This is a genomic window from Inediibacterium massiliense, from assembly GCF_001282725.1.
GTDB classification, from domain to species: domain Bacteria; phylum Bacillota; class Clostridia; order Peptostreptococcales; family Thermotaleaceae; genus Anaerophilus; species Anaerophilus massiliensis.
In genome coordinates, this window is sequence record NZ_LN876584.1 from 135,078 (window position 1) to 157,388 (window position 22,311).

General features: G+C 29.9%; 21 protein-coding genes and 1 other annotated feature. Of the genes, 7 read left to right on the top strand and 14 right to left on the bottom strand.

Going from position 1 to position 22,311, the window contains the following annotated elements; all coding sequences use genetic code 11:
* Positions 1 to 59: 59 nt before the first annotated feature.
* Both BN2409_RS02065 and BN2409_RS02070 read right to left on the bottom strand, forming a co-directional pair.
* A complete protein-coding gene (locus BN2409_RS02065; protein WP_053955008.1) occupies positions 60 to 1,508 on the bottom strand; it encodes a flotillin family protein in 1,449 nt (482 codons plus the stop codon).
* Positions 1,487 to 2,107 (bottom strand): hypothetical protein, encoded by a 621-nt coding sequence (locus BN2409_RS02070; protein ID WP_053955009.1) that lies wholly within the window; start codon positions 2,105 to 2,107, stop codon positions 1,487 to 1,489. Before BN2409_RS02070 ends, BN2409_RS02065 begins: the two co-directional genes overlap by 22 nt.
* 303 nt (positions 2,108 to 2,410) lie before the next feature.
* Here BN2409_RS02070 and BN2409_RS02075 point away from each other — a divergent pair, with 303 nt between their 5' ends.
* Positions 2,411 to 3,205 carry a hypothetical protein gene (locus tag BN2409_RS02075; RefSeq protein WP_053955010.1) on the top strand — a complete coding sequence of 265 codons (795 nt, stop codon included), beginning with the start codon at positions 2,411 to 2,413 and terminating at the stop codon, positions 3,203 to 3,205.
* 157 nt (positions 3,206 to 3,362) lie between these two features.
* Here BN2409_RS02075 and brnQ read toward each other — a convergent pair whose 3' ends face one another.
* Positions 3,363 to 4,700 carry a branched-chain amino acid transport system II carrier protein gene (brnQ, locus tag BN2409_RS02080; RefSeq protein WP_053955011.1) on the bottom strand — a complete coding sequence of 446 codons (1,338 nt, stop codon included), beginning with the start codon at positions 4,698 to 4,700 and terminating at the stop codon, positions 3,363 to 3,365.
* Between the two features lie 118 nt (positions 4,701 to 4,818).
* Positions 4,819 to 5,077 (bottom strand) — a binding site (T-box leader).
* A gap of 173 nt (positions 5,078 to 5,250) precedes the next feature.
* Here brnQ and BN2409_RS02085 point away from each other — a divergent pair.
* Both BN2409_RS02085 and BN2409_RS02090 read left to right on the top strand, forming a co-directional pair.
* Positions 5,251 to 6,213: a LysO family transporter gene (locus BN2409_RS02085; protein WP_053955012.1), complete on the top strand. Its 963-nt coding sequence runs from the start codon at positions 5,251 to 5,253 to the stop codon at positions 6,211 to 6,213.
* A 154-nt stretch (positions 6,214 to 6,367) separates the two neighbouring features.
* The gene (locus tag BN2409_RS02090; protein ID WP_053955013.1) at positions 6,368 to 7,468 is read left to right on the top strand and encodes a VanZ family protein; all 1,101 of its coding nucleotides are present in this window, start codon (positions 6,368 to 6,370) and stop codon (positions 7,466 to 7,468) included.
* A 356-nt stretch (positions 7,469 to 7,824) separates the two neighbouring features.
* On the opposite strand, the gene ltrA is transcribed toward BN2409_RS02090, so the two are convergent.
* From ltrA to BN2409_RS02115, 5 genes are all read right to left on the bottom strand, one after another.
* On the bottom strand, positions 7,825 to 9,108 hold the full coding sequence (ltrA, locus tag BN2409_RS02095) for a group II intron reverse transcriptase/maturase (RefSeq protein ID WP_053955014.1): 1,284 nt from the start codon (positions 9,106 to 9,108) through the stop codon (positions 7,825 to 7,827).
* Between the two features lie 580 nt (positions 9,109 to 9,688).
* Positions 9,689 to 11,278, bottom strand: coding sequence for a BCCT family transporter (locus BN2409_RS02100; protein WP_053955015.1), 1,590 nt, complete (start codon positions 11,276 to 11,278; stop codon positions 9,689 to 9,691).
* A gap of 469 nt (positions 11,279 to 11,747) precedes the next feature.
* Complete coding sequence (locus tag BN2409_RS02105; RefSeq protein ID WP_053955016.1) at positions 11,748 to 12,404, bottom strand: pentapeptide repeat-containing protein; 657 nt, start codon at positions 12,402 to 12,404, stop codon at positions 11,748 to 11,750.
* 14 nt (positions 12,405 to 12,418) lie between these two features.
* On the bottom strand, positions 12,419 to 12,751 hold the full coding sequence (locus tag BN2409_RS02110) for a hypothetical protein (RefSeq protein ID WP_053955017.1): 333 nt from the start codon (positions 12,749 to 12,751) through the stop codon (positions 12,419 to 12,421).
* A 117-nt stretch (positions 12,752 to 12,868) separates the two neighbouring features.
* On the bottom strand, positions 12,869 to 13,768 hold the full coding sequence (locus BN2409_RS02115; RefSeq protein WP_053955018.1) for a LysR family transcriptional regulator: 900 nt from the start codon (positions 13,766 to 13,768) through the stop codon (positions 12,869 to 12,871).
* A gap of 127 nt (positions 13,769 to 13,895) precedes the next feature.
* On the opposite strand from BN2409_RS02115, the gene BN2409_RS02120 reads away from it, so the two are divergent.
* The gene (locus BN2409_RS02120; RefSeq protein WP_053955019.1) at positions 13,896 to 15,086 is read left to right on the top strand and encodes a coenzyme F420-0:L-glutamate ligase; all 1,191 of its coding nucleotides are present in this window, start codon (positions 13,896 to 13,898) and stop codon (positions 15,084 to 15,086) included.
* Positions 15,087 to 15,279: 193 nt separating this feature from the next.
* Here the strand turns inward: BN2409_RS02120 and BN2409_RS02125 are convergent, their stop codons facing one another.
* Both BN2409_RS02125 and BN2409_RS02130 read right to left on the bottom strand, forming a co-directional pair.
* Positions 15,280 to 15,633, bottom strand: a complete 354-nt coding sequence (locus BN2409_RS02125) for a zinc-ribbon domain-containing protein (protein WP_053955020.1) — start codon at positions 15,631 to 15,633, stop codon at positions 15,280 to 15,282.
* A 146-nt stretch (positions 15,634 to 15,779) separates the two neighbouring features.
* The gene (locus BN2409_RS02130; protein WP_110942898.1) at positions 15,780 to 16,538 is read right to left on the bottom strand and encodes an MBL fold metallo-hydrolase; all 759 of its coding nucleotides are present in this window, start codon (positions 16,536 to 16,538) and stop codon (positions 15,780 to 15,782) included.
* 333 nt (positions 16,539 to 16,871) lie between these two features.
* Between BN2409_RS02130 and BN2409_RS02135 the strand changes: the two genes are divergently transcribed.
* The 3 genes from BN2409_RS02135 (at position 16,872) to BN2409_RS02145 (ending at position 18,737) form a co-directional block, all read left to right on the top strand.
* Positions 16,872 to 17,483 (top strand): acetate uptake transporter, encoded by a 612-nt coding sequence (locus tag BN2409_RS02135; protein WP_053955021.1) that lies wholly within the window; start codon positions 16,872 to 16,874, stop codon positions 17,481 to 17,483.
* A gap of 258 nt (positions 17,484 to 17,741) precedes the next feature.
* A complete protein-coding gene (locus tag BN2409_RS02140) occupies positions 17,742 to 18,179 on the top strand; it encodes a LytTR family DNA-binding domain-containing protein (protein WP_053955022.1) in 438 nt (145 codons plus the stop codon).
* A gap of 105 nt (positions 18,180 to 18,284) precedes the next feature.
* Complete coding sequence (locus BN2409_RS02145) at positions 18,285 to 18,737, top strand: hypothetical protein (RefSeq protein ID WP_053955023.1); 453 nt, start codon at positions 18,285 to 18,287, stop codon at positions 18,735 to 18,737.
* Between the two features lie 152 nt (positions 18,738 to 18,889).
* Here BN2409_RS02145 and BN2409_RS02150 read toward each other — a convergent pair whose 3' ends face one another.
* The 4 genes from BN2409_RS02150 to BN2409_RS02165 form a co-directional block, all read right to left on the bottom strand.
* Complete coding sequence (locus tag BN2409_RS02150; protein ID WP_053955024.1) at positions 18,890 to 19,600, bottom strand: alpha/beta hydrolase; 711 nt, start codon at positions 19,598 to 19,600, stop codon at positions 18,890 to 18,892.
* A 66-nt stretch (positions 19,601 to 19,666) separates the two neighbouring features.
* Positions 19,667 to 20,308, bottom strand: a complete 642-nt coding sequence (locus tag BN2409_RS02155; protein WP_053955025.1) for a lactate utilization protein — start codon at positions 20,306 to 20,308, stop codon at positions 19,667 to 19,669.
* Between the two features lie 64 nt (positions 20,309 to 20,372).
* On the bottom strand, positions 20,373 to 21,413 hold the full coding sequence (locus BN2409_RS02160) for an anti sigma factor C-terminal domain-containing protein (protein WP_053955026.1): 1,041 nt from the start codon (positions 21,411 to 21,413) through the stop codon (positions 20,373 to 20,375).
* Positions 21,403 to 21,918, bottom strand: a complete 516-nt coding sequence (locus tag BN2409_RS02165; RefSeq protein WP_053955027.1) for an RNA polymerase sigma factor — start codon at positions 21,916 to 21,918, stop codon at positions 21,403 to 21,405. The genes BN2409_RS02160 and BN2409_RS02165 overlap by 11 nt, the downstream gene beginning before the upstream one ends.
* Between the last annotated feature and the right edge of the window lie 393 nt (positions 21,919 to 22,311).

Below are 22,311 nucleotides of genomic sequence, written 5' to 3' on the forward strand. Positions count from 1 at the left end.
AAACAGCAATCATAAAATTTATATTCTTCTAATTTTATGACTGCTGTTTTCCATTTTATCTATTTGACTTCATTAGACTGCTCTTGCTTTTCATCAATTTCCACATTTTCTTCTTTACTTACTTCATTTGTACTCATAGGTATTTCTTTCTTTTTTAAAAGATAATTAGGTAAATCTAATCCCGCACTATTAAATACATCCTGTAGAGGTGGTAGAGATTGTAACATTCCTGATAAGAAATTCGCCGTAGCAGGTTTACCGCCGTTTTTGTCTCCACCCATATTATCCCATACAGTTACTTTATCAATTTGGATTCCTTTGATTGCTTCTACTTGTATTTTCACGATTTCTGGAAGTCTATCTGCAATCATCATCATCACAGCTTTTTCTGGAATTCCACCTGCAGCTTCCACAAGTTTTTTAAAACCTTCTGCTTGTTTTTCAAGCATTTCTTTTGTACCTCTAGCTTGTGCATCCATTTTAGCAAATATGGCATCTGCTTCTCCTCTAGCGATTCTTCTAAATTCCTCTGCTTGTGCTTCTGCTTCTATTTCTATTTTTTGTTTTTCCACTTCTGCATGAACAAGTACGTCTGCTTCTTTTGTAGCTTTTTCTCTTCTAGCCCTAGATTTTTCTGCTTCCTCTTCAGCTAAATAAGCTTCCTCTAATGCCTTTGCTGATTGAACCTTTTCAGCTGCGCTTGCTCTTCTTTCTGCCTCAGCCGTTTTTTCTCTTTTTTCAGCTTCAGAATTGGCTATAATAATTTTAGATCTATTTTCACCCTCTACAGCTATAGCATCTGCTTCAGCTACTTTCACCCTTTGATCTCTTCTAGCTTGTGCCTGCCCAATAGAACCATCTCTATCTTTTTCAGCAACACTCTTTTTCGCATCATTTACAGCTTTTGCTGCTGCTTCTTTTCCTAATGCCTCTATATATCCTGACTCATCGTTTATATCTGTAACATTCACATTGATTAATCTCAAGCCTATCTTTTTAAGCTCTGTTTCTACATTACTAGAAACAGCTTCCAAAAATTTATCTCTATCCGTATTGATCTCTTCTATCTTCATAGTTGCAATCACTAATCTTAATTGCCCAAAGATAATGTCTTTTGCTAGCTCCTGTATTTCAGGAAGTTCCAATCCCAATAATCTTTCAGCTGCATTTTGCATAATCCCAGGCTCAGTAGAAATTCCCACTGTAAATCTAGAAGGAACATCTACTCTAATATTTTGTTTACTCAAAGCATTTTGAAGATTAACTTCTATTGATAAAGGAGTAAGATCTAAAAATTGATAACTCTGTATGACTGGCCATATAAAAGCAGCTCCCCCATGAATACATTTAGAGGATCTATTTTCATCTCCAACTTTTCCTACTTTACCATAAATAACTAGAATCTTGTCTGATGGACACTTTTTATATCTTGTAAAAAGTGTTGAAATTGTTCCGAATATAATCACTACAATCACTGTTATTAAAATTAATCCATATGCTGAGCCCATTGCACATCCCCCTTATTAACTTTTTCAACTAATAAAATACTATTACCGATGATGTCTTTTACCACAATCATCGTTCCTGTTGGCACTACATCTTCTTCATCTGTCATAGCATCAAGTTCTCTAAAAGCTCCCTCAAAGGTAACATTTACTTTTCCTACTCCATTTCTTTTGGGTGGAATAGGAATATACACTTCTCCAGTCACCCCTTTCGCTCGTTGCATATTCATAGTTCCATTATCCGTTAATTTCGTTGTAAAATAAAAAAGTGATGATACAATGAATAATATGAAAATCCCTAGTATAGTAGATAGAACTATCGTCGTAAATTGCCCTAGACCTGCATGGGAGAATGTTAGTCCTGCCCATCCAAATACTGAAAAAAAAGTAATAAAATTTTTTATAGTAAATACTTGAAAACCAGATTCACAATCACCATCTTCTCCTATATCTAATCCATCTTCTCCACTATCAAAATCATCTTCGCTCCCAATTCCTGCAAAAGTTCCTATAAGCTGTATGACTAATAATACTGTAAAAGGTATGGCTAAATACCAATAAATTTTGTCAAATACCAACATTTGTGTAAGCTGATCTATCAAACCATCCCCTCCTTTTTACTATGATTTAAAATCAAGTACATATTATCAATTCTTACATTAAATTATTTTATGATTATATTTTACTGTATTTATATATTCTAACATTTATACAATAAATTTCCTATGTATTTTGAAAAAACAGTATACAAATAAAACATATCTGTTTTCTTTTCATCATAGAATATAAGGATATTATATCTTTTTTGTAACTCATTTCCATATTATGCATGATACATTTAAAATAGTATGATTACTTAAAATGTACACTTATTCTTTTTACAATTTATAAGGGGAGAAGTATTTATGAAAAAAGTTTTACTTATTTTCATTTTATTAGGAATATGTATGTTAGGTTTGTATAAGATGAATAGCCATATAAAATATTTTTATAATGATACAAATATTTCAAAATCAAAAGAAAATGATAAAAAAATAGAATTCGAAAAAGCCTATTATGACTATGAAGGCACTTTAGGAAAAGATCTTAAAATACAAATAAGTCTTTATCCTTTAGAAAATAAAATTGTAGGGACTTATGTGGATGAGAAATCTCATGAAACAATACACTTAAACGGAAAAATAAAAGGTACATATATCACCTTAGATAAGCTTAATAAAAATGAGAAAAATATAGGAGTATTCAAGGGTAATATGAAAACTATTGATGGTATTGAAGGAACTTATATAGATAATAAAAGTAAAAAATCTATGCCTTTTAAAGTATCTCTATTCAATATAATTTATGCCAAATATAATCATCGCTATGAAATAATAGGTGTTTCATCTGATCAAGAGGTAGAGGACTTTGCAAAAACCCTTCAAAATTATATCATCCGTAATGAAAAAGAAAAGATCGCTTCACTGATTTCTTATCCCATATCTGTTACCCTTCATCAGAAAAAGATTGAAATAAAAAATAAAGAAGATTTTATTAAAAATTATGATCAAATCTTTAATCCAACCTTTAAAGATGTAATAAAAAATTCTTTTACTACAAATATGTTTGTAAATGCACAAGGAGTTCTGTTTGGGGAAGGAAATATGAATATTTGGTTTAATTATAATAAGAATTTTTATATTATAGCAATCAATAATTAATGTATCTCATAATAATGGAGGTAACAAATATGTAAAACACAAAAAGGCGATTGCTAAAATCGCCTTCTAAAATTATAATTTCAATATTAGAACATTTTTTATTATAAATTTAAAAATATTAAAGCAACCATATAATTCATAAACTTTATGATTACCCTTAAGCTTTTTCAAAAGCTTTATTATATGATAAATTTCCATTTACAATTTCAATTACTGCTCCTAAAAACATTCCAACTAATGCTGGAAGTACCCATCCTAACCCTTCTGCATAAAGAGGTAATTGACTACATAAATTTGTAAAAAATCCTAATTTTATTCCCACTTGACTCAATGCTTCAACTACACTTACAATTCCAGTAAATAGTATTGTTGATCTATAAACACCAAATCTTTCTTTAAATATGCAATCTAACATAGAAAGTACGATAAGCATTATTGATATTGGATAGATTGCAATTAACACTGGCACTGATACAGCAAGGATTTTTGTAAGTCCCATATTAGCAAGAAGCATACTAGATAAAGATAATATTCTAACCCAATTTTTATAAGATATTTGATTCGTTAATGTTTCAAAATATTGACTACATGAAGTAATAAGTCCAACGCTAGTTGTTAGGCAAGCTAAAGTAAATACAACTGCTAAAAGTACTGCTCCTGGTTTTCCAAATATATAAGTTGTAATATTTGTTAAAGTATGTGCTCCATTTTCAGCAGCCCCAAATCTTCCTCCACTAGCTGCTCCTAAATGTGCAAGCAATGAATAAATAATTATTAATAAAGTTCCTGCTATTAATCCAGCTTTTATTGATGTTGAAACTACTACTTTTTCATCTTTAACTCCTTTAGATTTGATTGCTAAAGCAATAACAATTCCAAAATTTAAAGCCGCTATTGTATCCATTGTCAAATATCCATCTAAAAATCCTTTTACTAATGGAGAAGTTACATATTCTCCTGTTGCTACACCATAACTACCTAATGGTTTAAATAAAGATCCTACAAATATAACTAAAATTAAAGCTAACAATGTAGGTGTTAATACCTTGCCCATCCGATCTACTAGTTTAGCTGGTGATAAAGAAAGCCAATAAGCTACTCCAAAGAATACAGATGTAAATAACAATAATGCTAAAGTATTGGATACACTCTCTGGTAAATATGGTGCTACTACCATTTCAAAAGGTAAACTACCTGCTCTTGGAATTCCTAAACAAGGTCCTATGGATAAATAGATTAATACTGTAAAAATACTTGCAAACACAGGATTCACTCTTTTTGCCAAATTAGTTAATCCATTAGACTTTGCAACTGCAACTACTCCTAAAACAGGAAATCCAACTGCTGTTATAAAAAACGTAGCCATTGCTACCCAAGTTTTTGAACCTGCTGATTGACCTAAAAATGGTGGAAATATTAAATTACCAGCTCCAAAGAATAATGAAAAAAGCATAAGTCCTATAAGTAATAAATCTTTTTTTGATAATTTTTTCATTGTAAACATCCTCCCTATTGATTTAAATAGCTACGTTTTTTTATAGTGAATAATACCATCCTCGCTATCCATAACATCGCCACCTTTCAACAAAATAAAAAAACCCGTCCCTTGAAAAACAAGGGACGGGATTAACCGCGTTACCACCCTAATTCTATAAATAATCCTATAAAAATAAGACATTTATAGCTCTTAGTTACGTATCCAACAATACGCTTATCCTTTAACGGAGAAAGACTCCGGCGCTGCTTACTTAAATATTTCAGCATTGCTTCTCAGAGATGATTTTGGGTCATATCTTGAACATTGGCTTTCAGCAAAATGCCAACTCTCTGCAGAACAAAATATTACTTACTTTTTCTCTTCATAGAATTTATGTTTAAGATTGTTATTGATTGCTTATATGATATACTCATCTTTCTTTTATGTCAATACCTAATATTATAAAACATTTATTTGTTTTTTCACATTTCTGTATTTTTTTACAAAGAGAAGAAGGAAATAATCTTTTAGTATCGAAATAGGTAATCCATAATGAGGAGGGATTTATATGACATGGCTTCCATTTATTTGTCTTGGTATTGGCTCTTTAATTGGTTTTAGCAAATGGGTAGACAAAATTATCAAATTAGTAGATCCAATCATTAATGTAGGTTTAGTTGTCTTAATGCTCACTTTAGGTGCTAAAATTGGAAGTAACGATTCTTTGATTCATAGCTTGGGTTTGTTGGGTTTTAGATGTTTATTTACTGCAGCCACAGCCATAGCATTTAGTGTTTTATTTACTGTATTATTAGAAAAAACCGTTCTCTCTTTAGGATCTGTTCAAAGTCAACTTGCTTGTGAAAATATTGCTGTTACCCAAGAAGTAAATATTGAAGAAGAAGAAAAAAAACCTACTTCACCCCTTGTATGGATTATTCCTGTTTGCATCATTTTAGGAATTGTTATTGGTTATTTAGTACCTCTTTTTAAAAAATCTTTTATGTTAGATCATACACTTACCATCTCTTTAGTCATCTTATACATAGGAGTAGGAATTAGTTTTGGAATGCACAAAAATATATTACAATATGTTCGTATTTTAGGGTTTAAGATTATTTTAATTCCTACAACTATTATCATAGGAAGCTTGGTAGGTGGATTTGTCTCTGGAATCCTATTAGGTATGCCTACTTACATCACAGTTTCAGCAGCAGGTGGTATGAGCTATTATAGTATTACAGGTGCTTATTTAACTCAAAAATTTGGTATTGAAGTAGGAGCCTATGGATTTCTTGTAAATGTTTCTAGAGAATTTCTTACAGTTTTGTTTCTTCCCCTTTTGATAAAAGTTAGTAAAGGTAGTCCTATAGCCAGTGGGGCAGCAGGAAATATGGACACCATGCTTGTTCCAGTCACTAAATTTGTTGGTGTAGAACTAGGGCTTGTGGCGCTGATTACAGGCACCATATTAACATTTTTAGTTCCTTTCATGCTTCCTCTTCTTGTAAATCTAGGAAACCTTATGTAAATGTTTATTTTGATAGCTCAATAAAATAATTTTGATATTTATAGGGTATATACCCTATTTTTTATTTATATTCAATATGGATGGTTGAAACACCCTTCAAAAGTGTATAATAAAAATATTCAATACTTTGATACAATGATTGGAGGTTTAATTCATGCAAACATATCTGTTCCCTATTAAAGTAGCATTTATAACATTTCCTCTTTTAGCTTTTTTCTTTACATTTCCATTTATCATCTACCAGTATAGAAAATACGGATATATCAACAAACTTAGAGTGTTTGTTTTATATTCTTTTTTGCTCTATTTAATGGTGGCTTATTATCTTGTTATATTACCTCTTCCTAAAACTTTTGATGTTCGTAGTTTACAAAGAGAAGGAACACAGTATTACCAATTGATTCCTTTTAACTTCATTTTTGACTTTCTAAAAGAAACAACAGTAGTATTTACAAATCCTTCAACATTTATAAACATACTCAAAGAAAGAGCTTTTTTACAGGCTGCATTTAATGGAATCTTACTTACTCCTCTTGGAATTTATTTAAGATATTACTTTAGAAAAGATTTGAAAAAAACTATATTCATAACTTTTTTAGTTTCATTATTTTTTGAAATCACTCAACTCACAGGTTTATATGGTATATACAATGCTCCTTATCGAATTTTTGACGTGGATGACTTACTTCTAAACACTCTTGGAGGATGTATTGGCTATTTTATAGCACCAGTATTTACATTCTTTCTCCCACAATCTAATGAATTAGATCAAAATATGAATTTACAAGAAATGCGTGTAAGTTATGTTAGAAGATTTTTAGCCTTTTTTATAGATTGGTCTATCTTAGGATTTATTCCTCATATAGAAGATAACATATTGATGGAAGGTATAGTCATATTCATATATTTTATTTTAATCGTCTACTTTACGAACGGAAAAACAATTGGTAAATCCTTATTAAAAATAAAAATCAAAGGACAAGAAGAAAAACTATCTTTTAAAGAAGTATTCACTCGTTATGGGATTTTGTATTATGGTGTATTTGGTGTAAATAAACTTCTTTTCAAAACAATTGACATTAATAAAAGTGAATTTGTGCATTATATTCTTATTGTCATGTTGATCGTTGTTGTAATCAATACAATACTATTTTTACACCTTTTGCTTTGTATCATCAAAAAAGATAGAATGTTATTTTATGAAAAAATAAGCAAAACAAAAAATATTATTCATGCCAAGATTCCCATAAAATAATTTAACTCATCTTTTTAGTTAAAAACCTACTCTTTTTTTAAAGAATACAGTCTGCTGACAAACTATATTTTAGCAAAGTCATAAAAATAAGGAACAATTATTGAGAATTTGTGAAAATATAGAATAAGTGAGAAAATCATTAGCATTACACTGTTTGAGCATAGCGAGTTTGTAAGACTATTTTCGATCGTTTCTTCATATTTTCCAAATTTGAAAATCAGTGACGTTTTTTATGACTTGTAGAGTAAAATGGTGGATTTGATTTAATCTCTTCCACCATCTCCTCATCAAACCGTACGTGAGGTTTTCCCTCATACGGCTTTCCGATGTTCTTCTTCCATCTGCATTACGAGTTTTTAAGCAACATATTTTAGGCCCATATCATTAAATCGACTTACTATTTCATAAAATTCTTTTCTCTTTCGTGCCTGTCTTTTGTTGTTAAACCAAATGACTAGCCGCTTTCTTATATATTTATCAATCTTCACCAGTTTATTGAATGGTGACAATCCATAATAGTTTCGCCATCCTATAATCTTTCGATTTAATGTCTTAACCATTTCTTTACTAGAGACATATAGGGTTTTCCTATCTAGAGTCTTCTTAACTTTGTCATATATTTTCTTTATTGATTGATTACTAATCCACTGGATAAGTGTATAGTAGATTCTACCATCTATAGTCTTTGTCTTAACCTTACGATTATGAAACCCTAGAAAATCAAAACCTTCTTTTCCTTCCCATAAAGATATAATTTTCGTCTTGCTTTTATTTAGATTCAATTCTAATCTTTGCATTATAAGGCTTATAGCTTTATGTGTATGTTTTACATCTTTATAGTTCTTGCAAACAACTACAAAGTCATCACAAAATCTAATTAGTTTACCTAAATGCTTGTAATGTTTCTCCCATACCGTATCTAGGTAATCTAAGTAAATATTTGCTAGTAATGGAGATATCACACCTCCTTGAGGACTTCCCAGTTCACTTTGAACAACTATCCCATCCTTCATTACTCCTGCTTCTAGCCATTTTCGTATAAGCTTAATTACTCTCCTATCACTTATTCGTCTTTCAACTAGCAGTAATAATTTCATATGATTTATATTATCAAAGTATCCTGATATATCTGCATCTAACACCCACATTCCTTTGTTATTACAAGCTCGCCTTATTTTATCAAGTGCTTGATGCTGATTTTTCTTAGGTCTAAATCCATAAGAACATTCCTTGAAATTAGCTTCAAAAACAGGTTCTATCACTATCTTTGTTGCTGTTTGTATTATTCTATCTTTTACTGTGGGAATTCCTAGAGGTCTTACCTTTCCATTATCCTTCGGAATTTCTTTTCTTAATACTGGTGGTGGATTATATGTTCCTTTTGATATTTGAATTTGTATTTCCTCTAATATCTTTTCTACCCCAATATCTTCAATGTCTGCTATAGTTTGTTCATCTACTCCTGCACTTCCTTTATTAGTTTTGACTTGTTTCCATGCCTTCTCAAGTACATCTTTTCTATATATCTTATCGTATAAAGCATGAAACCTTCTGCTTTTATTACTCTTGGCTGATTGGTATAGTTTCCTTTGAAGTTGTCGAACTTTATCTATGGTGTCGTTAGTCTTTTGGACATTCACTCACTCTTACCTCCTCAGAAAACGTGAACAAAGTAGGGAACCTTTCCTAAGAATGGTTTTGTTGTCCATTCCATATTTGGTACTATGTTCCCCTCCGACTCCCTCCCTACTAGAATGTAATTTCACCTATCGGCTTATATGCATCTGCTTTACAGCTATCGCTGTGTAAAGTAGGGTCTCCCCAGTTCCATAATTTACTTTCGATACATACCGCTCCCCATACACCAGAGGATTCTTCTGTGCTGTAATCCAAGTTCTTCACACATTCCATGGACTTCATCTTAAGACAAGAGACTCGTCTTCCTCTTTTCTCCCTAACGGGTTGAGATAACAGTGCTGCAGGATTCACTTTATGTTACGGTCTGCATCTTTGCTAGCACTACTAGAGCACATTTTCAAGACGCTTCAGTATTACCATCTCTGATAGCACTGGTCTTATAGCTACTAGGCTTCTTGGCAATTACCTAGACTGAACTTTCATCAGCAAGTAAATTACAGCTTCGCTGGGCACGCTGTCTACAAACTCTACTCTTTTTTTAAAGAGTAGTTTTTTGATTTGGTCATTTATTATTTTAAATATTTACTTACTATACTCAATAACCTCTTTCTTATCTTTTTTACCAATCATAAACTCTTGGATCAATACTATCGTAACAATACTAATGATCACAGCAAATGGTAATCCTGTGGTGATAACTGCTGCTTGTAATACAGATAATGCTTTATGACCACCAACAATCAATAATACTGCAGCAATAACGCCTTCCATAAGTGCCCAAAATATCCTTTGAGGCACTGGAGAATTAATTTTCCCACCACTCGCAAGACTATCTACAACTAGGGACCCTGAATCACTAGATGTAACAAAGAATGTTATAATTAAAAATACACCAATACCATTTACTAAAACTTTTACAAAGTCTATTAAGATTGGAGATTTCATAAAATCTATCATTTCAAATAATGCAATAGACAGATTCTCAGATACAACTTGACTCAAAGCTCCACATACTCCTGCATCTGTATACAATGCGGTAGAACCAAAAATACTTAACCATATAATAGATAAAACTGTAGGTATCAATAATACAGCTACAATAAATTCTCTAATTGTCCTGCCCTTAGATACTTTTGCAATAAACATCCCTACAAATGGACTCCAAGAAATCCACCAAGCCCAGTAAAATACAGTCCAATTATGAGACCAATCCGTGTTCATCTTATTGACAAACAAGGATACTTGAATTAAATCCTTTACATATAGTCCAGATGAAAACACCATACTCTTTAAAATAAATGCTGTAGGACCTATTACTAATATAAGGAGCATCATCATAAATGCTACCTTCATATTCATTTCACTTAAAAACTTAACTCCTTTATCTATACCTGATACTACTGATGCAGTTGCAACTAAAGTAATAGACGAAATAAGAATTACTTGTACAGTTACAGAATACTCTATTTTAAATAAATGAGTTAGACCACTATTGATTTGCTGAACACCTAATCCAAGGGATGTAGCCAACCCTGCCAGTGCTGCTAATACTGCTAATGAATCAATAACGTCTCCAAAAAATCCAAAAATTCTTTCTCCAATAATAGGATAGAAAAAAGATCGTGGTGATAAGGGTAGTTTTTTGTTAAAGGTAAAATATGCTAACGCCAAAGATATGATCCCGTAGATAGCCCATGGATGTAGGCCCCAATGAAAGAAAGTTGTTGCCAATGCAGAGTAATTCCGATTTGAACTCTCAAAAACAGGAGAAGCTATATGATGATATATTGGTTCTCCTACAGACCAAAACATTAAGCCAATACCCATTCCTGCAGACATAAGCATGGAATACCATCCAAAATTCGTAAACTCTGGTTTTGCATCAGACCCGCCTAATCTGATCTTTCCTGCTTTTGAGAATGCAATACTCACTAATGCTATAACAAAAAAGTTGGCCGCTATAATAAATACATTATCAAAATTACTTATAATAAACCCTTTAAACTGTTCTAAATTCTTTGAAGCCTCTTTTATATTGAATAGTGAATAAATAATAAATGAAATTAATACTAATGCTGACATAATCGTTACATTTAAATTTAAATCCAATCCAAACCGAGTAAAATTTCGCTCGTGAAGTTCTTTCTTTAATTTTATAACTTTTTTATTCATATTCGCCTCCTTATCCTATCATTATACAAACCAAACTACATCTTTCCACAAAATAATAAAACACTCTAACTCTATTTAATATTTAAATAGAGTTAGAGTGTTTAAGCTTCGCTAATCAATCATTAACTCACTTCATACCACCAGTTTTGATAGTATGGCAAGACCCTTTAGAGCCTACGCAAACCCCAGTTCTACAATCTGCTTTTCATATAATTGTCTCTCTTTTTATGATATCTTTACAAACATCTACTGTAAAAAGCATATATCAGCTCAGATATCAGATACTGCAATTATTTACTTCGCATGATATAAAATTTTGTTATTATATTAACATTTAATTCAGTAAATGTCAAGTTCCTTCTACCTTTGGGCTTTGAGATGGGTAATGATTTTTATTCATATTGCAATGAAAAAGATCCTTTATCATTAGATATTAGATGAAAAATCACTTAATATGTTAACTTCTAATTTATGACTTTATTACAAGTCCTAACAATTTTGAAAAATTTACAGCTTGCAAGGGAGAAACTATTGCTCCCCTAATATCTTCCTGCCGTACTCCTAATCCGTCTACAATGGAAGTACTCAAATCTATCCCTGATAGGCTAGTTCCAGACATCTGACTTAACTGTAAATTGCAGTTATCAAATTGTATTTTAGATAATTTACTATTTTGAAAATCACTATTTTCCAACAGACTATCTTGAAATAAAACTTTTTTCATTTGAATAAATCTCATAAATGAAAACTTTCCATTACATTCTTTTACATAAACATTCTGGAGTGTAGCATTGCTTAGATCTATACCTATAAGCTTGCAATTCACAAACTCCGTTCGATGAATAATTGCTCCCTTAAAATCTACATTTGATAGATCGCAATTTTCAAATCTTACGTTTGTCAGCTCTAATGATTCCAATGCTATATCCTGAAAACTTACATTTTTAAAAATCACACCTTCAAAACTTACTTGATAAGCCATTTGATTATCTATGCTGCAATCCGATATATAAACATGTTCAAATTTATCTTCATCTTTTATATCATTCATTTGGGTATACATATTTTCAATCCCATTTATAAATTTGGGTCTTATTAATTTAAACTCATCTTGATTCGTACTCACCCTACCCCTCTTCTCTAAATACTTATTTTATATTTTTTCTCTATATTCATGTAGCGTTTTATTAAAATCCCTAGTCCCAAACTCCCTCCAATTCCCACTAACCATCCAGCTATATTAGATTTACCATAAATGCTCAACAAAGCTCCTAAAAAATAAATAAGAGAATAGTATATCCACATATTGGCACATTCTTTATTATAGGCTTTAATATCTATTATATCTTCACTTTTTACTACCGTCCCAGACCAAAAACTAACAGGTTTATTTGATTTTTTTGCATATAACCCTATTCCAAGGAAAGTACATCCACATATTAAACTCACTAAAATTATTATAATATTTTCCATTAAATCCTCCCACCATTCTATAAAAAATCATCATAAATTGGTTAACAAATTCTGAGCAAATTCTTTTGCTTTCAATATGATTATACCCTTCATCATTTAACACTCCTTTCGATTTTATCAACAGCACGTTAGACCATCTACGTCCAATATCTCTAAAAACTTTTTTGAAGCTTGGGAAAGAGATACACTTTTTAAAAAACAAATTCCTATACTTCTTTTAGGAATTTCTTCCATTGTTTTGACTTCATATAAAATTCCATTCTTTAAATATGCCTGTGAAAACTCTTTAATTACACAAGCTATACCTAAATTGATTCTTGCAAATTCTAATAATAGGTCATGAGATCCCAGCTCAATTTCTGAATTAATTTTAATGCCTTTTGATAAAATATAATTTTCCACATATTTTCTTGAATTAGACTTAGTATCAAGTAATATCAGTGGTAATTGTGATAATTCTTCAAAACTTAAAGGCATAGAAAGAGTCTTTTTATACTTTTCTCCACATACAAAAATATCTTGCACATCCATACATTTTTTGATTTCTAAAGAAGCATCTTCAATAGGAAAATTACAAATTGCAATATCAATTGTGCCTGACTTTAACATAGCGCAAAGTTCTAATGTAGTTCTATTTACAATTTTTAGCTTAATATTAGGGTATTCATTATGAAATTTATCTAAATATGGCAGTAAAAAATATCTTGAAATAGCATCTCCTACTCCTATTTTTAAATCTCCTAACATGATATTTTTAAATTCTAACAGTTTTTCTTCCCCTGCATGAATTAGATTGATAGCAGAATTTACATACTCAAATAAGAGTCTCCCTTCGTCTGTAAGAATGACTCCCCTAGATGTTCTTGTAAAGAGACGTATCTCAAGTTCTCCTTCTAATTGCATAATGGCTTGACTTACGGCTGGTTGTGTCATATACAGTGCTTTCGCTCCCTTAGAAAAGCTTTCGCATTTTGCTACTTGACAAAAAATTTTATATAAATCTAATTTACTTATCATATAAGTTCTCCTTATACCTTCTATTATGTATATTTATTTTACTTATACCATAAATATATTATATAGTACAAGTATAAGAGGTAAATATATACTCATCTAAATTGAAAAAATTAAGGAGATACATAAAATGGAAAGAGTTGTTGGAACTGTAGTGAGAGGTTTACGTGCCCCAATTATCAATAAGGGAGACAATATTACACAAATCGTTGTAGACACTGTATTAAAAGCTTCAGAAATAGGAGGATATTCTATTCATGATAAGGATATTGTTACTGTAACAGAATCAGTAGTCGCTCGTTCTCAAGGAAATTATGCAACCATTGATCACATTGCAAAAGATGTAAGTTCTAAGTTTGGAAATGATACCATAGGAGTAATATTCCCTATTTTGAGCCGTAACCGTTTTGCTATTTGCCTTCGTGGTATTGCAAAAGGAGCTAAAAAAATTGTTTTAATGCTTAGCTATCCTTCTGATGAGGTAGGTAATCATTTAGTAACTATGGATATGATTGATGAAAAAGGAATCAATCCTTGGACAGATGTTTTAACAGAAGAGGAATTCCGTAACCATTTCGGATATAAAAAACATGTTTTTACTGGTGTAGATTATATTGATTATTATAAGTCTTTAATTGAAGAATTTGGAACTGAATGTGAAGTAATCTTTTCAAATAATCCAAAAACGATTTTAAATTATACAAAAAATGTTCTTACTTGTGATATTCATACTAGATTTAGAACAAAAAAAATATTAAAAGCAAATGGTGGAAATAAAATTTATAGCCTTGATAATATTTTATCCACATCTGTTGATGGAAGTGGTTATAATGAAGCTTATGGTCTTTTAGGTTCAAATAAAGCAACAGAAGAAAGCATTAAGCTTTTCCCTCGTAATTGTCAACCTGTAGTAGATGGTATACAAGCTATAATTAAAGAAAAGACAGGTAAAACTGTAGAAGTTATGATTTATGGCGATGGAGCTTTTAAAGATCCAGTAGGTAAGATTTGGGAACTTGCTGACCCTGTTGTATCACCAGCTTATACATCAGGACTAGAGGGTACCCCTAACGAAGTTAAATTAAAGTATCTTGCTGATAATAATTTTTCTCATTTAAAAGGAGAAGAACTTAAAAAGGCTATTTCAGAATACATTATCAATAAAGAATCAGATCTTGTAGGTGCTATGGAATCACAAGGTACTACTCCAAGACAACTTACGGATCTTATAGGATCACTATCTGACTTAACTTCAGGTAGCGGAGATAAAGGTACTCCTATTATATACATCCAAGGTTATTTTGATAATTATACAAAATAATAATAATCTTCTGAGTCATTCATCCTCACTTTATTTCAAGTGAGGATTTTTTAATGAACATATACCTGTTTTACAAAAAATAAAAATTACTATCATAAATCATTCATTATCTATGATAGTAATTTTTAGGAAAGATACGCTTCACAAATCTATGTAAGTTCTCCAATATAAAAATTTATGATAAGTGAATCCTTTACTTATTTTTATATTCTTCCATCTGCTTTAAATAATTGATTTGAGTTTCTGTTTTTTCACCATATTTTATATTATCGCTTACCGGATTTTGATTCATATGATCAGAACTAGAACTTATATCCATTTTCATTTGTTCAAATTCATCCTTTGTAAGCTCTATATAACTCCCACATCTCGGACAAGCAATACAGTATTGTTTTCTATAGGGTATGATTGGAATAAAGAATAATGTAAACCATGTTCTTACAATACACAAATTCCAAATTTCAGCACTATTACAATAGCTGCATGAACGCTGAAAAACTGCTCCAATAATTTTTCTAGTTACTTTTCCCCATCCCCAGATTATCATTTCATCACCTCATATGAATATTTTTCATAATTATACCACTGAATTGTGATTATTACAATATATGACATAAATCTACATAATTTTCTAAATATAATTCATTTCGTATGATTACAAAACAGTTCATCTAATAACTATTATTCATATATTCATTCTTCATTTACAGATCTTAAATATTCCATATTGATTAGATGCTTTTTTAACATCTCTTTGTTTCCTAAATCTATTTTTTCTTTTCTGATTAACTTATTTATGTAACTTATATTATCTTTTATTAAATCCTTATTTGTAATATGGCCATGGCTTTGTATAACAATATCTGCATTGATTTGTAAATACCTTTCTAAAGTCTCTTTATATTTATCTAATTCACTCCAACACATGAAGGATGGTATAGGATCATCAATATTATCTCCTACAAATAATATTTTATCTTTATAATCATAACAAGATGATGAATCATCTGAATGTCCTGGCGTATAAAAAAACTTTACACCTTCTTCTTTAAATTCTATTTCTTCTTTAAAAATAGTATTAGGTAAAACAATTTCTATCTTATCTTTTGCAAATTGTTTTTCATGTTTGATTAAATCTTCTTGTCCATATTTTAATATATATTTTTCACATAATTCATGAGAGATTATTTGAAAATCTTTAAACTCACTATTTCCCCATATGTGGTCCCAATGACTATGAGAATTAAATACTATATACTGTTTTTTTCCAAAATTATCTTCAAGATATTTTTTAATTTCTTTTATATAAGATGGTCCTAAATAAGTATCACATATGAAAAAATATCTGTTTCCATTAATAACATATATATTGGTTACACAATCATAATCTAGATTTTTAAGCTCAAAAAAAGTAAACAAAATTCCTCTTTGACCTACTCTTTTAATATTCATACTATGTATTCTCCTTGTCCGCATAGGTTTATTGTCACTTTACTTGTATAGAAATATTAGATCCTCATTCCAATCTCAAAGTTTCTATTCACACTACCAAACTACTACCATTTTAGCATAAAATGGTAAATATAATTATATCATTTTCGCTTATTTTATTGTTTATATTTTCCATTTTCCTATTTTGCTCTCAATTTCTTGATTTTTCTTGTACTTCCTTTCATTTTCTTTTATATTTATAAATTTTTTTATATACTTATAAAAAGATTCATGCTATTATAAACAGGTATCTCACTTGTTTGTATAGTATTTAGACTTATAGGAGGATGAAGAATGACCAATGAAACAAAAGTTAAAGTCGTAACAGCTGATCCTTCAGCATTAGGACTTTTTGGACTGGCAATCATTACATTAGTTGCATCATCTCAAAAACTCGGAATGACTTCAGGAGTATCATTTGTTTTACCATGGGCAATATTTTTAGGAGCTACTGCTCAATTATTTGCATGCATCAATGACTTTAAACACAACAATACATTTGGTGCTACTGCTTTTGGTGCTTATGCATTTTTCTGGTATGCAGTTGGATTTACATGGTTCATACAAAATGGTGTATTTGGTCCTAAATTATCAGCTGCTGCTGATCCTAAGCAATTAGGATTTGCTTTCTTAGGATACTTAATATTTTCATTATTTATGACTATAGGTTCCATGGAAACTCACAAGGTATTATTTATAATTTTCGTCCTTATAGACTTTTTATTTATAGGTTTAACATTGACTTCATTTGGTATAATGGAGCATACTACTCATCAACTTGCAGCATATTCTGAATTATCAATAGCAATCATGTCATTTTATGGCTCAGCTGCTGCTGTATTAAATACTCATTTTGGAAGAGCATTTTTACCAGTTGGAAATCCTTTTGGTATATTCAAAAAATAATTATTATACTCTTTCAAAATATTTTAAAGTATATTTATAACCAGTCGTTCATGTGAATATATAAAAAAATAAAAGACTTCTAAGGAGTCTTTTATTTTTTTCATTCATCCAATCACTTTTCACTATAAATCCTTTTTGCATTTTAACCTGACAAAAATACATCTTACAGGTATGAATATTGCTCATCGATATATTCAATACTATACTTATATTAAAGATACGGGTCCTTATTTTTAAATCCATCATAGGAGAATATTTATGAAAATAACCGTTGAGCATATGGACATTGACGAAAATGAAATCATACTTCGTTGCAAAAGTATAGATGATGAAATGCTTCATATCTTATCATTTTTAAAATCTAGATCACAAAAGCTCTGTGCATTTAAAGATAGAAATGAATTAATTTTGTTGTCTCCAGACAATGTTTATTACTGTGAATCTGTTGATGAAAAAGTTTTTTTATACTGTAAAAATGATGTTTATCAAACAGCTCTGAACTTATCAGAACTAGAAAATAATTATTCATCTGTTGGATTTTTAAGAATCAGCAAGTCCATGATCGTAAATCTTTATAAGATTAAAAAATTAAGAAGTTATACTTCAGGAAGAATAGAAGTGGTTATGAAAAATGATGAAAAAATTATTGTATCTAGACATTATGCTCCAATATTAAGACAAAAGCTTGAAATATAAAAAAACTTTTTTGAAATGCCTGACGGAAATTATATATTTATTCACAATTTTATCAAGTATATAATTTCCTATGTATTATAAAATAATGAAATGGGGGATTTAGATATGAATATGTTTAATAGATTTTATAGATTTGGATCTGTAGTAAAACCAAAGGCTTCATTATATTGTTTAGGAATCGTATTCTTTATTAGCATAACGAACTTATGCTTTGATATAACTACAATCCATATATTAACGCTTTTGCAGACATTCGTTGTTTCTATGGTAATCGCTTTAATAGAATATTTTTCTTTCAATAATTATGATGAACTATCCAAAGAAAAGAAAAAAACAAATACTATTATCTGGGCTATACTCACAAATATAATTATTGTTTCATCATCCATTATATTTAAATGGTTTCCAACATTGCCTTTATGGACTATTATTGTTCTTTTCATTATCCTTGAAATCTCAATCATTTCTATGCGCTATAGTATCTATATAATTAATTTAGCTGATACAAAAGATTTAAATAGTAAACTTCAAAAATATCAACAAGATACTTTGAAATAATAAATTATTCCATATAAAAAGACACCTAATCCTAAAAGGACAAGAGATTCTATTATTCTCTTGTCCTTTTATTTTTATACAATAATAGTAATCCAATCATTCCTATTGATACGCTACCTTTTTAGCTCATTTATTCTATAACTTATGTTATATTATTTAACACATATATGCTTTTGCAGCCATTTTCTAAAAAATTGTAGCTGTTCTTTTGTATGGAAATAATGTTCTCCGCCCTCCATTACTTCCAAATCACAATTGAAGAATTTTACAAATGCAGATACTACATCTAACTCACATAAATTATCTTCTGAACCATAAAGAATTGAAGTTGGATGATTCCAAACAACAATAGGATGCTTTTTCACATAACAGTAATAATCCCAATAAAGTGTTTGCCCGATAGGGGTTGGGATTTCTTTTTCTACTTTTAATCTGCTCTCACTTACGTTAAACCATATCATCATATTAGTTATAATACGTTCCATATTTACCACTGGTGAGAGAAACAAACACTGTTTCAAATGCATATTTTTATATGCTAATAAACTAAAATATGCTCCCATACTACAAGCAAATATACTTATATTATTTGATAATGATTGTGCATAACACATAATTTTATCAAGGTCTTGAACACAATTTTGCACTTTACAAGCATAGTTTTCATCTTTTCGTTCCCCATGTTCAGGCAAATCGAAACTAAGTACTTGATACCCTCTTTTTATTGCCTCTTGTGCGAATACAATAACCATGTCATCTTCCTTGTTGGACATATTACCATGTACCACTACAAATAGCTTGTCTGATTGATTGCCCCATAAAATGGCAGGGATATTTTCTATTTTAAAATTTTGTTTTATCATTACAACTGATCCTCCATAAAATATAAACAACTTATAGTTTATATTGATTACCTTTTGATTATTAGTCTAATATCCTAACTGTTCTCCAACAATAATTACCTTTATTCTTCCTTTAATAAATTGTCCTCTAATGATCACAAAATCATTGCAAATTCTATTTGTGCTTTTACAATCCACACAGTACCCTAGCTGAGTACATGGAGTTTCTTTATTTAACCTTTTAGCATCTATAGGTGCTGCATACCTGCGTACCCTTCTTTCAGCTTCTTCTATATCTCTAACGATTTTATTGATTCCAGTTACTAAAATAACTTGTTTCGGTCCATATATCATCGGAGCCACTCTGCTTCCATTTCCATCAATATTATATAACTCCCCATCTTCTGTTAATGCATTTGTACTACAAATAAATGTGTCAGCAGAAAAATTTTTAATATAGAGTTCTCTTTTTTCTTCACTTGTTAATCCATTTTTATATTTATCTAAAAAATTAACTTTTCCACTTCTTAAAAAGTCTATTACTCCTGTTTCAAAAAGAGTCATAGAATCTCCTACCCCAACAGTAGAACCTTCATCTATAAGCTCTTTTAACTTTTTTAATAACTGCTGCCTGTTATGAATATAATATCCTTCCATGTTACGGCCATTTAGATTTTTTATAGTTTTCTCAACCTGTTTGTCAATATACCATGTAATATTTTTGTCCATATCCATCTTCCTCCTAGATAAAGTGCAAATGAATAACCTAAACTTTAGCACGAAACTTTTTAAATTAGTATTTATCTGTAATCACTCCAATGGATGATGCTTTTATGAATGTAAAATTTCTTAGTGACTTAAGACTTTCTGCATCCCCTGTAACTACAACTCCTTGAATTTTAATATCCTCTTTAGTTAATTTTCCATCTGCTCCTGCTATAATATCATAAATATGTGTTATTTCTCCTTCTTTTAGTCCTTGAATAAAGTTTTCTTCTGGACTTTCTATCTTTTCTCCATATTCATTTATAGTCTTTATTCCATAAGCATCATTTTCATAACATAAATCCGGATACTGTTCTACTGGTACTATTTTTCCTCCCACATTCTGTTTATCAGTATATTGTTTTTTTGTTTTTTTGTCATTATCTTTTACTGTATCCACCCAATACCATGTTAGATTTAAATTCTTCGGTATCATATTATAAACTTCATCTATACTATATTCTTTGTCAAAAGACAAAGCAATCTCCATATATTTTTTATCTCCTATATCCTCTAATAAACTTAAATCGTTTTTATATCTATTGCCATAGTCCACATAAGGATAATAAAATACCATTAGTTCCTGGCCTATATCATTATATCGGGGTAAATAATTTTGCTCTTCCCAATTCATATTTGTATTGCTTATAAAAGATCCGTTTCCTTGAGGGAAGTTTTCTCCAAGCAAGTTATATTGAATACCATAAGTTCCAGTATATACTCTTTTCCCATTGATATATTTAAAAGTTTTATGTTCGATTTCTCCACCAAAATATCCTTTGTAACTATAGAACATACCAGGAAATTTATTAGGAGCTTGGACTACATATCGATACTTTATTTTTTGTATATATTCATCCCACCTCTGATCACTTATCTCATTACTTATTGAAATAGTAGCAATGGATACAATAATAACTGTAATAAAACTAATCATTATAATTTTTATAGTAGAAAATCTTTTTGCTTTTTTTACTGCTTTACTTATTTTATTACTTTTCGCTTCTTCAAATATTTTATCTAATTCCTCTTCACTATGTAGATACTCTCGATTATTTTTATCTCCCATAATTTAATTCCTCCCAAGCTTCTTTAAATTTGTTTCTTGCTCTATAGAGATAGGTTTTTACTTTATCTTCATCAAAGTCTAAAAGCTTTGATATCTCTTTATAGGATAAATCCATAAAGTATTTCATGATCAACAAGTTTCTATATGTTGGTTTTAATGCATATAAAGTTTTATTCACATATTCTTTGTATTCATCATTTAAAATGTACTCTTCAGTTAAAGTATCCGTAGACATTTTTCTTAACACATTATCATCTAAATCCCCTACATATTTGTTTAACTTCTTATTTTCCTTGTATATGTTATAATATTTATTTATAGATACCTTAAACATCCAAGAAACTATTTTTCTTTCATCTAAAGAGTCAATGTTTATGATCGTCTTGCATAATGTATCTTGTACTATATCCTCTGCATCTTCTTTTGTAGCACCTATCTTTATTAGATATTTAAAAATAATCTTTATTTCATTTGTTAATAAACTTTCTAGAGTTTCATCTTTCATAACTCGCCACCTGCTTTTTTATCTTCTCAATATATATTCTATTGAATTTCGTGATTCTAATATGAAAGCTTTCATCTATATAACAATTCTATAAGTGAAATGTATACATTTTATTTTTTTTATATATACAGTTAAGAATCTCTATTTATATTACAATAAAAAAGTCTTTCATCATAAGATAAAAGACTTTTATGCTTGTCTAATTTATATAAAAAAATTCTCATATTCCTATCGGAACTGCTCATGGCGCCAACGAAATTCTTTCATTTCATTCAGAATTTCCGTTGCTTAAAATTTGATGAAAATTTAACTTTCTAAAATTATCCACAATCTATTCATTTATATAATTACCTAAAGAGTAAAAAATAGTACATACCTACTATGCAAAATACA

Coding starts and splice junctions, on each gene's coding strand:
- BN2409_RS02065 (WP_053955008.1), bottom strand. CDS start 1,508: ATGGGCTCAGCATATGGATTAATTTTAATAACAGTGATTGTAGTGATT.
- BN2409_RS02075 (WP_053955010.1), top strand. CDS start 2,411: ATGAAAAAAGTTTTACTTATTTTCATTTTATTAGGAATATGTATGTTA.
- brnQ (WP_053955011.1), bottom strand. CDS start 4,700: ATGAAAAAATTATCAAAAAAAGATTTATTACTTATAGGACTTATGCTT.
- BN2409_RS02085 (WP_053955012.1), top strand. CDS start 5,251: ATGACATGGCTTCCATTTATTTGTCTTGGTATTGGCTCTTTAATTGGT.
- BN2409_RS02090 (WP_053955013.1), top strand. CDS start 6,368: ATGCAAACATATCTGTTCCCTATTAAAGTAGCATTTATAACATTTCCT.
- BN2409_RS02100 (WP_053955015.1), bottom strand. CDS start 11,278: ATGAATAAAAAAGTTATAAAATTAAAGAAAGAACTTCACGAGCGAAAT.
- BN2409_RS02110 (WP_053955017.1), bottom strand. CDS start 12,751: ATGGAAAATATTATAATAATTTTAGTGAGTTTAATATGTGGATGTACT.
- BN2409_RS02115 (WP_053955018.1), bottom strand. CDS start 13,768: ATGATAAGTAAATTAGATTTATATAAAATTTTTTGTCAAGTAGCAAAA.
- BN2409_RS02120 (WP_053955019.1), top strand. CDS start 13,896: ATGGAAAGAGTTGTTGGAACTGTAGTGAGAGGTTTACGTGCCCCAATT.
- BN2409_RS02125 (WP_053955020.1), bottom strand. CDS start 15,633: ATGATAATCTGGGGATGGGGAAAAGTAACTAGAAAAATTATTGGAGCA.
- BN2409_RS02130 (WP_110942898.1), bottom strand. CDS start 16,538: ATGAATATTAAAAGAGTAGGTCAAAGAGGAATTTTGTTTACTTTTTTT.
- BN2409_RS02135 (WP_053955021.1), top strand. CDS start 16,872: ATGACCAATGAAACAAAAGTTAAAGTCGTAACAGCTGATCCTTCAGCA.
- BN2409_RS02140 (WP_053955022.1), top strand. CDS start 17,742: ATGAAAATAACCGTTGAGCATATGGACATTGACGAAAATGAAATCATA.
- BN2409_RS02145 (WP_053955023.1), top strand. CDS start 18,285: ATGAATATGTTTAATAGATTTTATAGATTTGGATCTGTAGTAAAACCA.
- BN2409_RS02150 (WP_053955024.1), bottom strand. CDS start 19,600: ATGATAAAACAAAATTTTAAAATAGAAAATATCCCTGCCATTTTATGG.
- BN2409_RS02155 (WP_053955025.1), bottom strand. CDS start 20,308: ATGGACAAAAATATTACATGGTATATTGACAAACAGGTTGAGAAAACT.
- BN2409_RS02160 (WP_053955026.1), bottom strand. CDS start 21,413: ATGGGAGATAAAAATAATCGAGAGTATCTACATAGTGAAGAGGAATTA.
- BN2409_RS02165 (WP_053955027.1), bottom strand. CDS start 21,918: ATGAAAGATGAAACTCTAGAAAGTTTATTAACAAATGAAATAAAGATT.